Source organism: Hydrogenophaga electricum, from assembly GCF_030160815.1.
Classification (GTDB): domain Bacteria; phylum Pseudomonadota; class Gammaproteobacteria; order Burkholderiales; family Burkholderiaceae_C; genus Hydrogenophaga; species Hydrogenophaga electricum.
Genome location: NZ_BSPB01000001.1, coordinates 87,757 through 104,310, shown reverse-complemented (window position 1 = coordinate 104,310; position 16,554 = coordinate 87,757). Strand labels below are relative to the sequence as shown.

At 68.6% G+C, this 16,554-nt stretch carries 16 protein-coding genes; 9 read left to right on the top strand and 7 right to left on the bottom strand.

From position 1 onward, the window contains the following. Positions 1–231 precede the first annotated feature (231 nt). The 4 genes from QQK43_RS00495 to QQK43_RS00480 all read left to right on the top strand — a co-directional run bounded on the left by QQK43_RS00495 (position 232) and on the right by QQK43_RS00480 (position 3,953). Positions 232–936, top strand: coding sequence for a Crp/Fnr family transcriptional regulator (locus QQK43_RS00495; RefSeq protein WP_284306172.1), 705 nt, complete (start codon positions 232–234; stop codon positions 934–936). Positions 937–1,012: 76 nt separating this feature from the next. Then, a complete protein-coding gene (gene hpnD / locus QQK43_RS00490) occupies positions 1,013–1,879 on the top strand; it encodes a presqualene diphosphate synthase HpnD (protein ID WP_284306171.1) in 867 nt (288 codons plus the stop codon). 65 nt (positions 1,880–1,944) lie between these two features. Continuing rightward, positions 1,945–3,327 carry a hydroxysqualene dehydroxylase HpnE gene (gene hpnE / locus QQK43_RS00485; RefSeq protein ID WP_284306313.1) on the top strand — a complete coding sequence of 461 codons (1,383 nt, stop codon included), beginning with the start codon at positions 1,945–1,947 and terminating at the stop codon, positions 3,325–3,327. A gap of 122 nt (positions 3,328–3,449) precedes the next feature. Then, entirely contained in the window at positions 3,450–3,953 is a 504-nt protein-coding gene (locus QQK43_RS00480; RefSeq protein ID WP_284306170.1) for an SH3 domain-containing protein, read from the top strand. A gap of 11 nt (positions 3,954–3,964) precedes the next feature. On the opposite strand, the gene QQK43_RS00475 is transcribed toward QQK43_RS00480, so the two are convergent. From QQK43_RS00475 to QQK43_RS00460, 4 genes are all read right to left on the bottom strand, one after another. Next, positions 3,965–5,077: a quaternary amine ABC transporter ATP-binding protein gene (locus QQK43_RS00475; protein WP_284306169.1), complete on the bottom strand. Its 1,113-nt coding sequence runs from the start codon at positions 5,075–5,077 to the stop codon at positions 3,965–3,967. Beyond that, positions 5,070–5,957, bottom strand: coding sequence for an ABC transporter permease (locus QQK43_RS00470; protein ID WP_234265776.1), 888 nt, complete (start codon positions 5,955–5,957; stop codon positions 5,070–5,072). Before QQK43_RS00470 ends, QQK43_RS00475 begins: the two co-directional genes overlap by 8 nt. Positions 5,958–5,971: 14 nt before the next feature. After that, on the bottom strand, positions 5,972–7,006 hold the full coding sequence (locus QQK43_RS00465; RefSeq protein WP_234265775.1) for an ABC transporter substrate-binding protein: 1,035 nt from the start codon (positions 7,004–7,006) through the stop codon (positions 5,972–5,974). Between the two features lie 253 nt (positions 7,007–7,259). Next, on the bottom strand, positions 7,260–8,000 hold the full coding sequence (locus QQK43_RS00460; RefSeq protein ID WP_234265774.1) for an HAD family hydrolase: 741 nt from the start codon (positions 7,998–8,000) through the stop codon (positions 7,260–7,262). A 22-nt stretch (positions 8,001–8,022) separates the two neighbouring features. Between QQK43_RS00460 and hemH the strand changes: the two genes are divergently transcribed. From hemH to QQK43_RS00435, 5 genes are all read left to right on the top strand, one after another. Beyond that, on the top strand, positions 8,023–9,063 hold the full coding sequence (gene hemH, locus QQK43_RS00455) for a ferrochelatase (protein WP_284306168.1): 1,041 nt from the start codon (positions 8,023–8,025) through the stop codon (positions 9,061–9,063). A 228-nt stretch (positions 9,064–9,291) separates the two neighbouring features. Beyond that, the gene (locus QQK43_RS00450) at positions 9,292–9,693 is read left to right on the top strand and encodes a tripartite tricarboxylate transporter TctB family protein (RefSeq protein ID WP_370465189.1); all 402 of its coding nucleotides are present in this window, start codon (positions 9,292–9,294) and stop codon (positions 9,691–9,693) included. Positions 9,694–9,709: 16 nt separating this feature from the next. Continuing rightward, positions 9,710–11,236 carry a tripartite tricarboxylate transporter permease gene (locus tag QQK43_RS00445; RefSeq protein WP_284306165.1) on the top strand — a complete coding sequence of 509 codons (1,527 nt, stop codon included), beginning with the start codon at positions 9,710–9,712 and terminating at the stop codon, positions 11,234–11,236. A 36-nt stretch (positions 11,237–11,272) separates the two neighbouring features. Next, positions 11,273–11,962, top strand: coding sequence for a response regulator transcription factor (locus QQK43_RS00440; protein WP_234265770.1), 690 nt, complete (start codon positions 11,273–11,275; stop codon positions 11,960–11,962). Then, positions 11,959–13,365, top strand: coding sequence for a sensor histidine kinase (locus QQK43_RS00435; protein ID WP_284306164.1), 1,407 nt, complete (start codon positions 11,959–11,961; stop codon positions 13,363–13,365). Before QQK43_RS00440 ends, QQK43_RS00435 begins: the two co-directional genes overlap by 4 nt. A 75-nt stretch (positions 13,366–13,440) precedes the next feature. Here the strand turns inward: QQK43_RS00435 and QQK43_RS00430 are convergent, their stop codons facing one another. From QQK43_RS00430 to QQK43_RS00420, 3 genes are all read right to left on the bottom strand, one after another. Then, complete coding sequence (locus tag QQK43_RS00430) at positions 13,441–14,310, bottom strand: alpha/beta fold hydrolase (RefSeq protein ID WP_284306163.1); 870 nt, start codon at positions 14,308–14,310, stop codon at positions 13,441–13,443. After that, positions 14,307–15,407: a branched-chain amino acid ABC transporter permease gene (locus QQK43_RS00425; protein WP_234265767.1), complete on the bottom strand. Its 1,101-nt coding sequence runs from the start codon at positions 15,405–15,407 to the stop codon at positions 14,307–14,309. Before QQK43_RS00425 ends, QQK43_RS00430 begins: the two co-directional genes overlap by 4 nt. Positions 15,408–15,543: 136 nt before the next feature. Next, entirely contained in the window at positions 15,544–16,527 is a 984-nt protein-coding gene (locus QQK43_RS00420) for a branched-chain amino acid ABC transporter permease (RefSeq protein ID WP_234265766.1), read from the bottom strand. Positions 16,528–16,554: the final 27 nt, after the last annotated feature.

Here is a 16,554-nt window from a genome sequence, read left to right as displayed (position 1 = left end):
TCCAGACACTCTCGGCCATCCGTGCCGGTCTCTGCAGGATTCCGGCCGGCTCTCGCATGAAAGACACGACCGCCAAGTGATGCACTTCGCACTTTGGAGCCCGGCAAATGCGGCAACCATGGCACCAGCCCCTGATACAGATCAAGGCAGCAACAGCCGGGAAGTAGTTGAATGGCGCCGGGTTCTGGCGGAAGCCGACTGCCTCGTGGAACCCGTCGCCACACATCCGCCATGTCCACCCGTCTGACTGTGCTCCCCTTCATGAACAGCTCGCCCCGCTGCCCGCTCTGCGCGGCCCGCAACATCTGCCTCGTCGGCCGACTTCCCGCCCCCAGCCAGGACCTGCTCACCAGCGCCGTCCGCGAAATCACGTTCGTCAAAGGCGATGTGCTGCTGCGCCAGGGCGTCGTGTCCCCATCGATCCGCACCGTCAAGCTCGGCACCCTGCTGGCGTCCCGCAACGGCCCCGACGGCGTGCAACGGCCCGTGGCGCTGCTCGGTCGTGGCCACGCCCTCGGCCAGCACGGTGTGTTCGGCCACGAAACGCAGATGGACATGGTCGCGCTGACGCCGGGGCGCCTGTGCGAGCTGCGCATGGCCGACCTGCGGCGTCTGCAGGTGCTGGACATGGGCTTCCTGCAAGCCCTGCACGCGATCATGGTGCACACCTTCGGCCGCCTGGCCGACTGGGGCCAGGTGATGCGCATGCGGGGCCAGCAGCGCCAGTTGCTGGCGGCCCTGCGGCTGCTGGCCGATGAACAGGGCAACGGCATGGTGCGTCTGCCCAGTCAGCAGACGCTGGCCGAACTGCTCTCCACCTCCCGCGAGTCGGTGGCGCGCAACCTGCGCCAGCTCGAAGAAGACGGCGTGCTGCGCCGCATCGACCGCCGGCATTGCGAACTCATCGAGCCCCTGCAGGCGACCCGCGTCGCCTGAGACCAGGCGCCACACAGGGGCGTTGGCGCAAGCCGCAGGCTGCGCCTGATTACACTCGGGCAACCCCACCCGATCCATGACGCCGCAAGACTACGCCCAGCAGAAAGCCGCCGCCTCAGGCAGCAGCTTCTACTACGCCTTCCTGTTCCTGCCTCCGCCCCGACGCGCCGCCATCACCGCGTTCTACGCCTTCTGCCGCGAAGTCGACGACGTGGTGGACGAGGTGCAGGACCTCGGCGTGGCCCAGGCCAAGCTGGCCTGGTGGCGGCAGGAAGTCGCCCAGGCGTTTGCCGGGAAACCGAGCCATCCGGCCCTGCAGGCCCTGATGCCGCACGTGCCGGCGTATGGCATCGAGGCCCGGCACCTGCAGGCGGTGATCGACGGGTGCCAGATGGATCTGGACCAGAGCCGCTACCTGGACTACGCCGGCCTACAGCGTTACTGCCATCTGGTGGCCGGCGTGGTGGGCGAGGTGGCCGCGCGCATCTTCGGTCAGACCGCCGTAGCCACCACCGAGTACGCCCACCGCCTGGGGCTTGCCTTCCAGCTCACCAACATCATCCGCGACGTGGGCGAGGACGCCACCCGCGGCCGCATCTACCTGCCCGTGCAGGAGTTGCAGCGATTCGACGTGAAGGCCCACGAACTGCTCAAGCGCGGTGAGGCGCCGGGCAGTGACCGGGCCGACTTCGAACGGCGCTTCCTGGCGCTGATGACCTTCCAGGTCGACCGGGCCCTTGGCCTCTACGACGAAGCCCTGGCCCTGTTGCCGGACGCCGACCGGCGCGCCCAGAAGCCCGGGCTGATGATGGCCAGCATCTACCGCACCCTGTTGCGCGAAATCGCGGCAGAACCGCTGCTGGTGCTCACCCGGCGGGTGAGCCTGACCCCGCTGCGCAAACTCTGGCTGGCCTGGAAGGTCCAGGCCCTGGGCCGGCTGTGAAAGCCGCGCCGCAGCCGGCCGTTGTCACCACGCCCCGCCCGCGCTTTCCGCGCGCTGCGCGGCCCCTGCAGGTGGCCGTGGTGGGCGCCGGCTGGGCGGGCATGGCCGCTGCCGTGTCGGCGGCTGAACGGGGCCATCACGTCACCGTCTACGAAGCCGGTCGCCTGCCTGGCGGGCGGGCCCGCAGCCTGCCGGTGAGCACGGACGATGGCGCCGTGCTGCCGCTGGACAACGGCCAGCACATCCTGATCGGCGCCTACACCCGCACCCTGGACCTGATGGCGCATGTGGGCGTCGCGCCCCAAGAACATCTGCTGGCCCTGCCGCTGGAGCTGCGCTTTCCCGATGGCAACGGCCTTCAAATGCCCGGCTGGGCCCGGGGCTGGCCCGCCCCGCTGGACGCGCTCGCCAGCATTGCCCATGCGCCGGGCTGGAGCGGCGGCGAGCGCCTGGCCTTGCTGGCGCGGGCGCTGCGCTGGCGCATGACCGGCTTTCAATGCGCAGACAACGACACCGTCGCCGAGGTCTGCCGAGGTCTGCCCGATCGCGTGATCGACGAATTCATCCAGCCCCTGTGTGTTTCGGCGCTCAACCTGCCTGCCGCGCAGGCCAGCGGCACCGTGTTCCTGCGCGTGCTGAGCGACGCCATGACCGGGCGCGGCCATCCGCCCTGGTCGCCGTCCACGCTGTTGGTGCCGCGCACCGATCTCGGCACGCTCTTTCCGATGTCGGCCGTGCAGTGGCTGGCCCGGCACCACCGCGCCCGCTTCGAACTGCACGCCGGCACGCGCGTGGTGGCCCTGCGCCCGAACGAGGGCGCCTGGGTCATCGAGACCCTGCACACCGGCCCACTGGCCGAACGCCGTTTCGACCGCGTGGTCTGGGCCACGGCCTGCGGCCCGGCCGCCCAGGCGCTGCGGGCGGTCGGCGTGGCCCTCGAAGGCCGCAGCGGTTCCCCCGCGCTGCAGGACGGCCTGCTGACCTGGGCCGAGCGGGCCAACGCGCTGGACTTCACCGCCATCACCACCGTCTACGCCCAGACCGATCCGGCATGGCGCCTGCCGCGCCCCATGCTGGCGCTGCGCAGCGAGCCCGAGTCGGCGCAAGACCCGGCCCAGTTCGTTTTCGACCGGGGCCAGTTGCAACCCGATGATCCGCGCCTGCGCGGCGTGCTCGCCTTCGTCGCCAGCGACAGCGAGGGCGATCGCGAACAGCTGGAAGCCCGCGTGCTGGACCAGGCCCGGCGCCAGCTCGGGTTGCAGGCACTGCGGCCCTTGCAGACGGTGGTGGAAAAGCGCGCCACCTTCGCCTGCACGCCGGGGCTGATCAGACCGCCAACCCAGGCTGCTCCGGGCCTGCTGATGGCGGGCGACTACATCGACGGCCCCTATCCCGCCACGCTCGAAGGGGCGGTGCGCAGCGGCCTGACCGCAGCGGCGCGGCTCTGAGCAGCCTCCTCTGCCGGCCAAGCCGGTCACCGAATCGGCCCCGATCCGCGGGATTCAGGAACTCCCCGGGACGAGGGCGTTCACACGGGATGTGTTCAACCGGAGCCCAGGAGATTCCAACGATGCCCGAGACCATCGCCACACCCCATCGCCACCCCCACCGGAATCCGCGCCGACTCAGGCGTTCCCTGGCCGCACTGGCCCTGAGCCTGTGTGTGCCCGGCAGCCTGGTGCTGGCCCAGCCGCAGGCCAGCATGGTCAGCGTCAAGGTCGAGACGGCCAACATGCGGCAGGGCCCGGGCACCGGCACCGCCGTGCTCTGGCAACTGCACCGCGGCTACCCGCTGCAGGTGGTGGATCGCCGCAACACCTGGATCAAGGTGCGCGACTTCGAAGGTGATGAAGGCTGGGTGTCGCGGCGCCTGACCGGGCGCACCGCCCACCACGTGGTGAAGGTGCCCACCGCCAACCTGCGCGGTGGTCCTGGCACGGGCCACCGCATCGTGGGCAAGGCCGAATACGGGGAGCTGCTCCGCACCCTGGAGCGCCGCGGCGACTGGGTTCACGTGCGGCGGGCCGACCAGCAAAAGGGCTGGATCGCCCGCCGTCTGCTCTGGGGCTGGTAAGCGCGCCGCCCTCAGGCGGGTGGCGCCCCGCTGCCCGCCTCCCCCGGTGCCACCGGGTTGGGCGGCACGATGGCACCGATGATGTCGGACAGCGTCACCACGCCGAGATGGCGCCCCTTGCTGTTGACCACATTCGCCGCCTCGCGCCCTTCGGCGCTGAGCAGGCGCGCGGCCTCCTCGATCACCAGACTGGCATCCACCTGCGGCCCTTCGACCGGCGCGCCCGCCTGCATCAGCGTGCGGCAACGGATGACGCGCCCGCGGTTGACGTCCTTGACGAAGTTGGCGATGTACTCGTCGGCCGGCTGCAGCACGATCTGCTGACCCGTTCCCTGCTGCATCACCTCGCCGTCGCGCAGGATGGCGATGCGGTCGCCCAGGCGCAGGGCTTCGTCCAGGTCGTGCGTGATGAACACGATGGTCTTGCCGATCTCCTGCTGGATATCCAGCAGCACGCTCTGCATGTCGGCCCGGATCAGCGGGTCGAGCGCGGAGAAGGCCTCATCCATCAGCAGGATGGGCGCGTCGTTGGTCAGCGCCCGCGCCAGGCCCACGCGCTGCTGCATGCCGCCCGAGAGCTGGTTGGGGTAGCTGTCCTCATAGCCCTTGAGCCCCACACGCTCGATCCAGCGCAGCGCGTGTTCGCGCCGCTTCTTGCGCGCCACGCCTTGCACCTGCAAGCCGTACTCGGTGTTTTCGAGCACGGTGCAGTGCGGGAACAGCGCGAACTTCTGGAACACCATGGCGGTCTGCTCGCGGCGGAACTGCCGCAGCGCCGACGCGCCCATCTTGGCCACGTCGACTTCGCGGCCGTCGATGTCCACCAGCACCTCGCCGGCCGTGGGGTCGATGAGGCGGTTGATGTGGCGGATCAGCGTGCTCTTGCCCGAGCCCGACAGGCCCATCACCACCTGGATGCCACCGGCGGGCATGTCGATGTTGATGTCGCGCAGGCCCAGCACGTGGCCGTGCTGGTCGCGCAGTTCCTGCTTGCTCATGCCCTGCTGCACCAGCGGCAGGAACTTCTCGGGTGTGGCACCGAAGATCTTGTAGAGGTGCCGGATGCGCACACCGGTGGCGGACGGCACCGCGGCCGCGGCCACCGCATTCGGGGTTTCAGCCATGTTTCACCTCCAGGTGTTTCTGCAGCCGCTTGCCATAGGCCTGCGACACACGGTCGAAGATGATGGCGATACCCACGATGGCCATGCCGTTGAGGATGCCCATGGTGAAGTACTGGTTCGAAATCGCCCGCAGCACCGGCTGGCCCAGCCCCTGCACACCGATCATGGCCGCGATCACCACCATGGCCAGCGACAGCATGATGGTCTGGTTCACGCCCGCCATGATGGTCGGCAGCGCCAGCGGCAGTTGCACCTGGCGCATCTTCTGCCAGGCTGAGGAGCCGAACGCATCGGCCGCTTCCAGCAGGTCCTTGTCGACCAGCCGGATGCCCAGATTGGTGAAGCGGATCACCGGCGGAATGGCGTAGATCACCACGGCGATCAGCCCCGGCACGCGCCCGATCCCCAGCAGCATGACCACCGGAATCAGGTACACGAAACTGGGCATGGTCTGCATCACGTCCAGCACCGGGTTGACCATGCGCTGCAGCCGGTCGGAACGGCTCATGCCGATGCCCAGCGGCAGGCCGACGGCCAGCGCGACGACGGTGCACACGAAGATCATCGAAATGGTCTTCATGGTGTCGACCCACATACCGAAGTAGCCGATCATGAGCAGCGTCGCCACCGTCCCTACGACGATCTTCACGTTGCGCGAAGCCAGCCAGACGATCAGGGCGATGACCCCGATCACCACCGGCCACGGCGACTGCGTGAGCAGCCGTTCCGAGAACAGCAGGAACTCGCGCAGCGGCAGGAACAGTTGTTCCAGGGCTTCACCGTTCTGACGCGTGAACGTGCGGAAAGCGTCGTCCACGGTGCGTCGCAAGGCACTGAGGGCATCCGCCCCCATGGCGGGAAATTCCCGCAGCCAGTTCATGGGCGCGCCTCCGCTCAAAGGGCAGCCTTGACCTTGGCCGCCACTTCAGGCGAGACCCAGGTGCTCCAGATCGCTTCGTTGTTGCGCAGGAAGTGGCGGGCACCATCGTCCCCGGCGGCCTGGTTGTCGCTCATCCAGGCCAGCAGTTGGTTCACGGTGTCGTTGCCCCAGCTGCGCTTGGCCAGGTAGTCGTACGCCGGGCCGCCCGCGTTCTTGAAGCGGTCGGTCACCACGGTGATGACTTCGGCACGCGGCCAGTCGGTCTTGGTCGGGTTGTCGCAGGCCTTGGCGTTGCAGTTGTCGAACGCCTCGCGATCGAGCGGCACACCCGCGTCAAGCTTGACCATTTCGTACTTGCCCAGGATGGATGTGGGCGCCCAGTAGTAGCCCAGCCAGCCTTCCTTGCGCTCGTAGGCCTTGGCGATGGAGCCGTCGAGACCGGCGGCGGAACCGGTGTCCAGCAGCACGAAGTTCTTGTCCTTGGCGCCCCAGGCCTTGAAGGCGTTGTCGGTCGTGATCTGGCAGTTCCAGCCGGACGGACAGTTGTGCACCGCGCCCTTGCCCTTGGACTCGGGGGCCGGGAACAGATCGGGGCGCTTGAGCGCGTCGTCGATGGTCTTGAGGTCGGGGTTCGCGTCGGCCACGTACTTGGGAATCCACCAGCCTTCGACGCCACCGTCGGTCAGCGAATGGGCCGCGTAGTGCAGCTTGCCTTCCTTGACGGCGGCTTCCAGCGGTTCGCGCACCGCATTGATCCAGGCTTCAGGCGCCACGTCGGGCTGGCCTTTTTCCATCATCGAGGTCAGCGTGGGCATGGTGTCGCCCGGCACGATCTCGACCTCGCAGCCGAAGCCTTGCGACAGGATGATCTTGTCGATGCTGGCCAGCACTTCGGCCGACTGCCAGTTCATGCTGGCGACGGTGACCTTGCCGCAAGCCTGGGCCGTTTCGGCCGGTGCGGTAGCGGGGGTTTCATCGGCCTTCTGGCCGCAGGCGGCCAGCACGGCGGCCGAAATCAGGGTCAGGGAAATCAGGGAAAGGGATTGCATGCGTACTCCTCCGGGGTTCGTGTGGGTGAATTCCACCGACGCACAGCGCCACTGGATACGGACAAAACCGATCCAACGACCTGAGGAATGACGAAGAACGCTGCTGCAAACCAAGTGACCAGCCGCTCAACCAACAGGGCGTTGGGTTGGGCTTAGCCTGTCAAATATAGTTTTTTATCTAAATCTCACGCAAATACTGAGACTTTTCATATAACGATATCCGAGTGCCGAACTCGACTATGCCGGCGCCCGTTCAGAGCCCCAGGAGATCGCACAGCGCGAGCAGATCGGACACCGTGGCGTGCGGCGGCACCGGGCCGTGCGACCAGGCGTGCCCGGCCCGATTGACCCACGCCAGTTGCATGCCCGCGTTGAGGGCCCCCACCCCGTCGAGCGCGGGGTCATCGCCCACGTGCAGCACGGCCGATGCAGGCACCCCCGCCGCGTCCGCCGCGGCCTGAAAGATGCGCGGGTCCGGTTTGCCGACACCGAAGCGGCGCGCCGTGACTTCACCCCGGAAGTACCCTCCGATGCCCACCCGGTGCACGTCGGCATTGCCGTTGGTGAGCGTCACCAGCGGGTAACGGGCGCTCAGCCGTTCCAGGGCCGGCAGCGCATCGGCATACAGATCGACGCGCTGGCGCTCGGCAAAAAACACCTCGAACGCCGGCTCGGCCAGCGCCGGGTCGTCGCCAGCACGCTGCAGCAGCCCCCGGATGGCTTCGCGGCGCATCGCGCTCAGGTCGTGCGCCAGTTCCGGGCGCTGGCGTTCGAGTTCGGCCCGCGCGGCGCGCAGGGCATCGGGCTGGACGCACAGGGCCGCGGTCGCCGGCGCGCGCTCGGCGAGCCAGGCACGCAGCACCTCGTCGGCCCGGGCGATGGCGGGCCAGATCGGCCAGAGCGTGTCGTCCAGATCGAGGGTGATGGCCTGGATGCGATCGGTGTCCAGGCCCGAAATGGGCCGTGGCTGGGGGCTGGGGGCGTATGGGGTCATCATGGCTGCGGGAGAATAGCGCATGGCTTTTCGCAACGAACCCGCTCTCCCTGCCGGCCGCGCCGACGGCACGGCCGTCGTGCTGTGCAACCTCGGCACCCCCGACGAACCCACCGCCCCGGCGCTGCGCCGCTATCTGGCGGAATTCCTGGGCGACCACCGGGTGGTGGAAATCCCCAAGCTGCTGTGGTGGCCCATCCTGCACGGCATCATCCTGCGCACCCGGCCGGCCAAATCGGCCGCCAAATACGCCACCGTCTGGATGCCCGAGGGCTCGCCCCTGAAGGTCTGGACCGACCGGCAGGCCAAGCTGCTGCAGGGCTACCTGGGCGAACGGGGCCACCGGATCACCGTGCGCTACGCCATGCGCTACGGCACGCCCGGCATCGGCGCGGTGCTCGATGAACTCAAGGCCCAGGGCGTGGGCCGGGTGCTGATCCTGCCGGCCTACCCCCAGTACAGCGGCACCACCACGGCGAGCGTGTTCGACGCCGTGGCGCAATGGGGCCTGCAGGTGCGCGCGCTGCCCGAACTGCGCTTCGTCAACCGCTACCCGGACGACCGGGGCTACATCGAGGCCCTGGCGCGCAGCGTCCTGCGGCACTGGCAGCAGAACGAAGCGGCCGAGCACCTGGTGATGAGCTTCCATGGCCTGCCCGAGCGCAACCGCACGCTGGGCGATCCGTATGCCGACGAATGCCAGACCACCGCGCGGATGCTGGCCGGGCGCCTGGGCCTGCCGCCCGAGCGCTACACCGTGACCTTCCAGTCGCGCTTCGGCAAGGCGGCCTGGCTGCAGCCGTACACCGAGCCCACCCTGGTGGCCCTGGCACAGAAGGGGCTGCGCAGCGTCGACGTGGTGTGCCCCGGCTTCACCAGCGACTGCATCGAGACGCTGGAAGAGATCAACCAGGAAGTGCGCGAGGCCTTCGTGCACGCGGGCGGCGAACGGTTCAGCTACATCCCCTGCCTGAACGACGACACCGACTGGATCCGGGCCCTGACCGACCTGACCGAGCGCCATCTGCAGGGCTGGCCGACGAAGGCCCCGGGCGGCCAGTAAGGCCCCTGGCCGGTCCCGCCACAGGCCCGGCCCCGATCAGGTTCTGGTCAGGAACCCCGCCTTAAGCTGACTTCATGCCTTCCCCGCGGCGCCGACCCTGGCGCTGCGGGGGCACGGCTTCGTGGTCGCGCCGCTGGTCGCGGCTCCCGTCAACGGCGCGCTGGCGCCCGTTCTCCGATCCGCATGAAAACGACCCGAGACATTCACGATCTTCTGGGGGGCCTGCTCATGACCGCAGCAGGCCTGTTCTTTGCCGTCCATGGCCGCGACTACGAATTTGGCACCGCCGCTCGCATGGGCCCCGGCTACTTTCCGGTGGTGCTGGGTTGGGTGCTGGCCGTGCTCGGCCTGCTGGTGGCCCTGCCCGCCCTGTGGCGGCGGGGCACCGCGGTGCAGGTGCAGTGGAACAACCTGTTCTGGTGCGTGCTCAGCCTGATCGGTTTCGCGTTCATGCTGCACCTGCTGGGCGTGTTTGTGGCGGCCTTCCTCACCGCGCTGCTGTCGCTGGTGCCCTCAGCCATGCGCCTGCGCACACGCCTGGCCGTGTGCACCGTGGTGGCCGTGCTCACCACGCTGATCTTCCCCATCGGCCTGCAGATGGTGCTGCCCATCTGGCCCTGGTCGGCCTGAACCCGAAGGAGTCCCCATGGAATTGCTTGGCAACCTCTGGCTCGGCCTGCAGGTCGCGGCCGAACCGGCCAACCTGCTGTACTGCTTCTTCGGCGTCTTCCTCGGCACGGTGGTCGGTGTGCTGCCCGGCATCGGCGCGCTGGCGGCGATCTCGCTGCTGCTGCCGGTGACCTACCACATCCCCCCGACCGCGGCCATCATCATGCTGGCTGGCGTGTACTACGGCGCGCAGTACGGCGGATCGACCGCCTCCATCCTGCTGAACCTGCCCGGCACCCCCTCTTCGGCGGTGACCTGCCTCGACGGCTATCCCATGGCCAAGAAAGGCAAGGCGGGGGTGGCGCTGTTCGTCACGACGATCGCGTCCCTGGTCGGCGCCATGTCCGGCCTGATCCTGCTGACGCTGTTCTCGCCGGTCATTGCGGAGATCGGCCTCGAATTCGGCCCGGCCGAGTTCTGCGCCATGATGGTGCTCGGGCTGGTGGCCGCCTCGTCCATGAGTTCGGGTTCCGCCGTGAAGGGCCTGGCGGTGATGGTCTTCGGGCTGCTGCTGGGCATGGTGGGCACCGACGTCAACAGCGGCATCTCGCGCTACGCCTTCGATGTGCCGGAACTGATGGATGGCATCAACCTCGTCGCGCTGGCCATGGGCCTGTTCGGCGTCGCCGAAGTGGTCCGCTGCATCAATTCGGCCGATGCCAACCGCCAGCCCGAAAAGGTCTCGCTGCGGTCCATGGCACCGGACCGGGCCGAGTTCAAGGCCACGGTAAAGCCCATGGTTCGCGGCTCTGCACTGGGCGCGGCGCTGGGTGCCCTGCCCGGCGTGGGCCCCTCCATCGCGGCCTTCATGGCCTACGCCATCGAAAAGAAGGTCGCCAAGGATCCGAGCCGCTTCGGCCTGGGCGCCATCGAAGGCATCTCGGCCCCCGAGTCGGCCAACAACGCCGCCGCGCAGACAGCCTTCGTGCCTTCGTTGTCGCTGGGCATTCCGGGCGATGCGGTCATGGCCGTAATGCTGGGCGCGCTGATCATCCACGGCATCCAGCCCGGGCCGATGCTGATCACCGAACAGCCCAACCTGTTCTGGGGCCTGGTGGTGAGCTTCGCCATCGGCAACATCATGCTGGTCATCCTGAACCTGCCGACGATCGGCCTGTGGGTTGCCCTGCTGCGCATCCCGTTCTCGTGGATGTACCCGGCCATCCTGGTGTTCGTGGCGCTGGGCGTGTACAGCGTCAACAACAACACCTTCGACATCTACATGGTCGCCGCCCTGGGGATCATGGGTTACGCCCTGATGGTGCTGAAGTTCGAACCCGCGCCGCTGCTGCTGGGCTACATCCTCGGCCCCATGCTGGAGGAATACCTGCGCCGCGCCCTGCTGATTTCGCGTGGCGATCCCATGATCTTCATCGAGCGCCCGATCAGCGCCACGCTGCTGGGGCTGACCTCGGTCCTGCTGCTGTGGGCCATCTGGAGCACCCTGCGCCAAAGCCTGCGCGCGAAGGAAGACCTCGACGACGCCCGGCTCTCCCGGTCCTGAGCCTTGCCCACCCCGCCTTCTGCTAGCCTTCCGGGCATGCGAATCCTGCTGGTCGAAGACGATGCCGTGCTGCGCGAGGTCATCGCCCGCAGCCTGACCGACGCGGGGCACCGCGTCGACCCGGTCGGCACCCTGCACGAGGCGGGCCATCTCTGGCGCGTCCAGCCTTTCGACGCGGTGCTGCTCGATCTGAACCTGCCACAGCATGCCCGCCCCGACAGCCCGCTGGGCAACGGCCTGCAGTTGCTGCGCGAGGCCCGCGCACGCGGCGACCGCACGCCCGTGCTGGTGCTCACCGCGCGCAACCGCACGGAAGAGCGCATCACCGGGCTCGACAGCGGCGCCGACGACTACCTGGGCAAGCCCTTCGATCTGGCCGAGGTCGAAGCCCGCCTGCGCGCCCTGGTGCGCCGCGCCATCGGCAGCGACGACCTGGCGCGCCTCGGCGCGCTGCAACTGGACCGGCGGGCCCGGCGGTTTTCGGTGGCGGACGCGCCGCTCGACCTGCCCGCGCGCGAGTTCGAGGTGCTCTGGGAACTGATGAGCCCACCGGGCCATGCCGTCAGCAAACGGCAGCTCTCCGACAAGCTCTCCGGCTTCGACGAAGCCCTGGGCGACAACGCGCTGGAGGCCTTCATCTCGCGCCTGCGCAAGAAGCTGGCGGGCAGCGGTGCGTCGATCCGCACGCTGCGCGGCATCGGCTACCTGCTGGAGCCGGAAAATTGACCGCCGACCCGCGCCCCGCCCCAGCGCTGCCTCCCTCGCTGCGCGTGCGCATGCTGCGGCACGTGATGCTGCCCCTGGTGCTCACCTGGCTGGTGGGCACGGTGGCCACGCTCGGGGTCGCCAGCCATTTCACCGAGCAGGCTTTCGACCGCGCCCTGGTCGACGACGCCTACTCGATCGCCTCCTACGTCCAGGCCGGCCCCGACGGCGCCGTGGGCCTGCAACTGACCGAAAGCGAACTCCGCGCCGCGCTGTTCGACCAGGCCGAGGCCGTGCACTTCACCGTGCTGCGACCCGACGGTACCCGGCTGGCGGGCACCCCGCTGCCGCCCACCCCCTGGCCCGACAGCGATCAGCGCTTCCGCTACAGCAACATCGTCTACCACGGGCTGCCGGTGCGTGCCGTGACACTGCGCCACGAAGTGCTGGGTGACCCTTTCCATGTGGTGATGGCACACACCACCTATGTGCGCGCGGCCCTGGTCCAGCGCATGCTGCTGTTCGGCGCCCTGCCCCTGCTGCTGATGCTGAGCCTGCTGGCCTTCTGGTTGTGGCGCCGCATCGAGCGCGATCTGGCTCCGCTGGGCCGGCTGCAGGCGGCCCTGGCGGACCGGGATGCCCAAGACCTGACACCGGTGGCCATCACCCCGTCCACCCGCGAAATCGCCGCCGTGGGCCAGGCGGTCAATGCCTTGTTCGACCGGCTGGGCCGCAGCGTGCGCACGCAGCGCGAATTCATTGGCAACGTGGCCCACGAGTTGCGCACGCCGCTGGCACGCATCCGTGCGCTGGCCGACTACGGCCTGGCCCACCCCGAAGCGGCCGAGGCGCGACAGCCGTTGCAGCAGATCGCCGACAGCGCCGAGCGCACCGGGCGCCTGGTCAACCAGTTGCTCGACCTGGCCGCAGCCGACGAGGCCGAAGTCGTGCTGCAGAAAGAGCGCGTCTCGCTCACGCACTTCATCGGCCAGGCGGTGCTGCGCCACCTGGACACGGCCGATGCGCGCGGTGTCGACCTCGGCGCGCGCGGGCTGGAGGGACGCATGGACGACGTCGTGGTCTGGGCCAACCCCGCCATGATCGAAGGCATCCTCGACAACCTGATCGACAACGCCATGCGCTACGGCGGCCGCACGATCACGGTCGAACTGGCGACAGAGGACGGCGCACGCCGTTGCGTGCTGTCGGTGGTGGACGATGGCCCCGGCATCGCCGAACCCCTGCGCCGCAACCTCATGCAGCGCTGGAGCCAGGGCCGCGAGGGCGAACTGCTCGGCCAGGGCAGCGGTCTGGGCCTCTACATCGTGGCCCGCTACGCCGGCCTGCTGGGTTCGTCGCTGCAACTGGACAGCGCCGACCACGACCGGGGCCTGCGCGCCAGCGTGGCGTTGCCGCTGGCGTAAGGCCTGCCCACAGAACCGCCGCACATTTCAAAAAAGGGGTGAACAGGCCCCCATCCCCGCCCGGGCGGACGCGGCTCAGTGACCCGAAAGAAAGCGCTGCACCAGCTCCAGCTGATCGGGCACGTTCAGCGCCGGCGCGTGGCCGCAGTCGGCGATGGTGACCACCAGCGCACGCGGTCCGCGGTCGCGCATGGCTTCGGCGGTGTCGGCCAGCAGCAGGTCCGAATCCACGCCGCGCAGACAGAGCACCGGCACGTCGATGCGGTCGTACACCGGCCACAGGGCGTAGTCCTGTGGGTGGTGCGTGAACTGCTGGGCCATGGCCGGGTCGTAATGCGGCGTCACGCGGCCGTCGGGCAGGCGGCGGGTCGAGCTTTCGGTCAGCAGCCGCCACTGCGCGTCGGACAGGTAGCCGTAGGGCTTGTAGACCGTGCGGAAGTACTGCTCCAGCTCGCTCACGGTATCGAACGCCGCCGGGCTGCCCGCGTAGGTACGGATGCGTTCAACGGCGGGCGCAGCCAGCTCGGGCCCGATGTCGTTGAGCACCAGACGCTGGATGCGCCCGCGCAGCAGGCCGTCGGCACAGACCATGCCGATGGCACCGCCCATCGAGGTGCCCACCCACTGGAAATCCGCCAGGCCGAGCTGGTCGACCAGCGAGCGCGCCAGCCGGGCGTAAAAAGCCAGGCAGTATTCGACCAGCGGTTCCGGACTCCACTGCGACAGCCCCCGGCCGATGGTGTCCGGGCAGACGACGCGCCAGCCCTGCGCCGCCAGGTGCGCGGCCAGTGGGTCCATGTCGCGCCCGGTCCGGGCCAGGCCGTGCCAGGCGACCACCGTGCCGCGATCGGGCGTGCCGGGGGCGGGTGACCATTCCATGAAATGGATCTCGCGCCCTTCGCAGGTGAGGTAACGCGACTGGGGAATCACGGGCGAGGGGTTCATTGCAGGCCTTTCACGCGCGCCAGCACCGCGCGCTCGCGGAGCTTGCCGACGATGCCGGTGGGAAAGTAGTACACGGAGAGCACGAACAGCAGGCCGAGCCAGAGCAGCCAGCGGTCGGGCGTGAGCAACGCGGGCAGCAGCGGCACCCCGGCCACCGCGTCACCGGCCACGCGCAGCAGGTCCTGCAGATAGCTTTGCGCCAGCAGGAACAGCACGCTGCCGATGATGGCGCCGTAGAGCGTGCCCATGCCGCCGATCACGACGATGAGCAGGATGTCGAGCATGATCTCGAACGACAGCGAGGTGTCCGGCCCGTTGTAGCGCAGCCAGAGCGCCAGCAGGCAGCCAGCGAGCGTGGCGAACGCCGCCGAGATGACGTTGGACAGCGTGCGGTAGACCACCGTGCGGTAGCCCAGCGCCTCGGCACGGAAGTCGTTTTCGCGGATCGCCTGCAACACACGGCCGAAGGGCGAGTTGACGATGCGCAGCATCACCAGGAACATGCCCGTGACCACCACGAACAGCAGGTAGTAGGTGATGAGCCGGCCGTTGAGCGCGACGTCACCGAACGGGCCGGCAAAGTCGTCCTCGCTGAGCGAGAAACCGGGCGTCAGCAGCTCGGGCACGCTGAAGCTCAGGCCGTCCTCGCCACCGGTGAAGTCCGACAGCTGCGACGCCAGCGTGAGAAAGGCCGAGGCCACGGCCAGCGTGATCATGGCGAAGAAGATGGCCTTCACGCGCAGCGAGAACAGCCCGATCACCAGCGACAGCAGCAGCGACACCACCAGGGCGCACAGCACCCCCAGCAGCAGTGCCGACCACGAAGGCTCTTCCACCGCCGACAGCGCGATCGCCACGCCGTAGGCACCGATGCCGAAGAACATGGTGTGCGCGAAGCTCACGATGCCGGTGTAGCCCAGCAGCAGATCGAAGCTCACCACCAGCGCGATGAAGACCAGCACCTTGGCCGCCACGTTGAGCGCCTTGACGCCGGGGAACAGGAAAGGCGCGAAGGCCAGCCCCAGCACCAGCAGGATCAGCACCGCCGCCAGCACGCGGCTGCGCGGCAAGTCATGGGAAAGCAGTCGGGTCAGCATGAAGAAACCCCATTCAAGTTCAGTAGGCCCATCGCACACAGCGCAGGCACGCAACGTCCAGTTGCAGCCGTGGAACCGGCTCCGCCGTGCCACAGGCTGCGCCCCTGGGGGGTGACGCAGAAGGCGGCGCGGGGGGTCATCGGTTCGTCACCGGGTAGACGCCCTGCGGCCGCCACAGCAGGATCGCCACCATCAGCGCGATGTTGGAAAACAGCGCCACCTTGGGCACCAGAAAGCCGGTGTAGTTGGCCATCAGGCCCACCAGCAATGCCCCGATCAGCGCGCCCAGCGTGGAGCCCAGGCCGCCGATGATGATGACGATGAAGATCAGCACGTTGACCTGTGCGCCCATCTGCGGCACCACGTTCTGCTGGTACAGCCCCCACATCACGCCGCCCAGGCCGGCCAGCGCGCTGCCGACCACGAACACGCCCACGAACAGGCGCTGGATGCGGTAGCCCAGCGACTCCACCATTTCGCGGTCCTGCACGCCGGCGCGGATCAGCAGGCCGACCTTGGTGCGGTTGAGCACCCAGACCATGACCGCGAACACCGCCAGGCCCACCAGCACCGCCAGCACGCGGTACTTCTCGACCGCCGCGTCGCCCAGCAGGAACGAGCCGCGCAGTGCTTCGGGCAGCGGCAGCGGGCGCTGCTCGGGGCCCCAGATCACCTTGATCAGCTCCTCGCCGATGATCATGCCGCCCATGGTGATGAGGATCTGCTTCAGATGCTGGCCGTACACCGGGCGCACGATGAAGCGCTCGAACGCCAGCCCCAGCGCACCGGCCACGGCCATCGCCGCCAGCATCGCCGGCACCAGCGCGGCCAGGTTGAGCCAGAAGTTCTGCGCCGACACCCAGTCGGCCATGCCCCCCATGACGGTGACCGCCATGAAGGCGCCCAGTGCGATGAACACGCCGTGGCCGAAATTGAGCACGTCCATCAGACCGAACACCAGCGTCAGGCCCGAGGCGATGATGAAGACGATCAGCCCCATCGCCAGACCGGCCACGGTCAGTGTCAGCCAGGTCGAGGGGCTGCCCACCAGAGGCAGTGCCAGCAACGCCAGCACCGGCACCAGGGCCAGGGGTTTCCAGTCGAGATCGAGTTTGTTCATGAGGTCTCCCGCCGGGCCGCCCCAAGG

Coding starts and splice junctions, on each gene's coding strand:
- QQK43_RS00495 (WP_284306172.1), top strand. CDS start 232: ATGTCCACCCGTCTGACTGTGCTCCCCTTCATGAACAGCTCGCCCCGC.
- hpnD (WP_284306171.1), top strand. CDS start 1,013: ATGACGCCGCAAGACTACGCCCAGCAGAAAGCCGCCGCCTCAGGCAGC.
- QQK43_RS00480 (WP_284306170.1), top strand. CDS start 3,450: ATGCCCGAGACCATCGCCACACCCCATCGCCACCCCCACCGGAATCCG.
- QQK43_RS00475 (WP_284306169.1), bottom strand. CDS start 5,077: ATGGCTGAAACCCCGAATGCGGTGGCCGCGGCCGCGGTGCCGTCCGCC.
- QQK43_RS00470 (WP_234265776.1), bottom strand. CDS start 5,957: ATGAACTGGCTGCGGGAATTTCCCGCCATGGGGGCGGATGCCCTCAGT.
- QQK43_RS00465 (WP_234265775.1), bottom strand. CDS start 7,006: ATGCAATCCCTTTCCCTGATTTCCCTGACCCTGATTTCGGCCGCCGTG.
- QQK43_RS00460 (WP_234265774.1), bottom strand. CDS start 8,000: ATGACCCCATACGCCCCCAGCCCCCAGCCACGGCCCATTTCGGGCCTG.
- hemH (WP_284306168.1), top strand. CDS start 8,023: ATGGCTTTTCGCAACGAACCCGCTCTCCCTGCCGGCCGCGCCGACGGC.
- QQK43_RS00450 (WP_370465189.1), top strand. CDS start 9,292: ATGACCGCAGCAGGCCTGTTCTTTGCCGTCCATGGCCGCGACTACGAA.
- QQK43_RS00445 (WP_284306165.1), top strand. CDS start 9,710: ATGGAATTGCTTGGCAACCTCTGGCTCGGCCTGCAGGTCGCGGCCGAA.
- QQK43_RS00440 (WP_234265770.1), top strand. CDS start 11,273: ATGCGAATCCTGCTGGTCGAAGACGATGCCGTGCTGCGCGAGGTCATC.
- QQK43_RS00430 (WP_284306163.1), bottom strand. CDS start 14,310: ATGAACCCCTCGCCCGTGATTCCCCAGTCGCGTTACCTCACCTGCGAA.
- QQK43_RS00425 (WP_234265767.1), bottom strand. CDS start 15,407: ATGCTGACCCGACTGCTTTCCCATGACTTGCCGCGCAGCCGCGTGCTG.
- QQK43_RS00420 (WP_234265766.1), bottom strand. CDS start 16,527: ATGAACAAACTCGATCTCGACTGGAAACCCCTGGCCCTGGTGCCGGTG.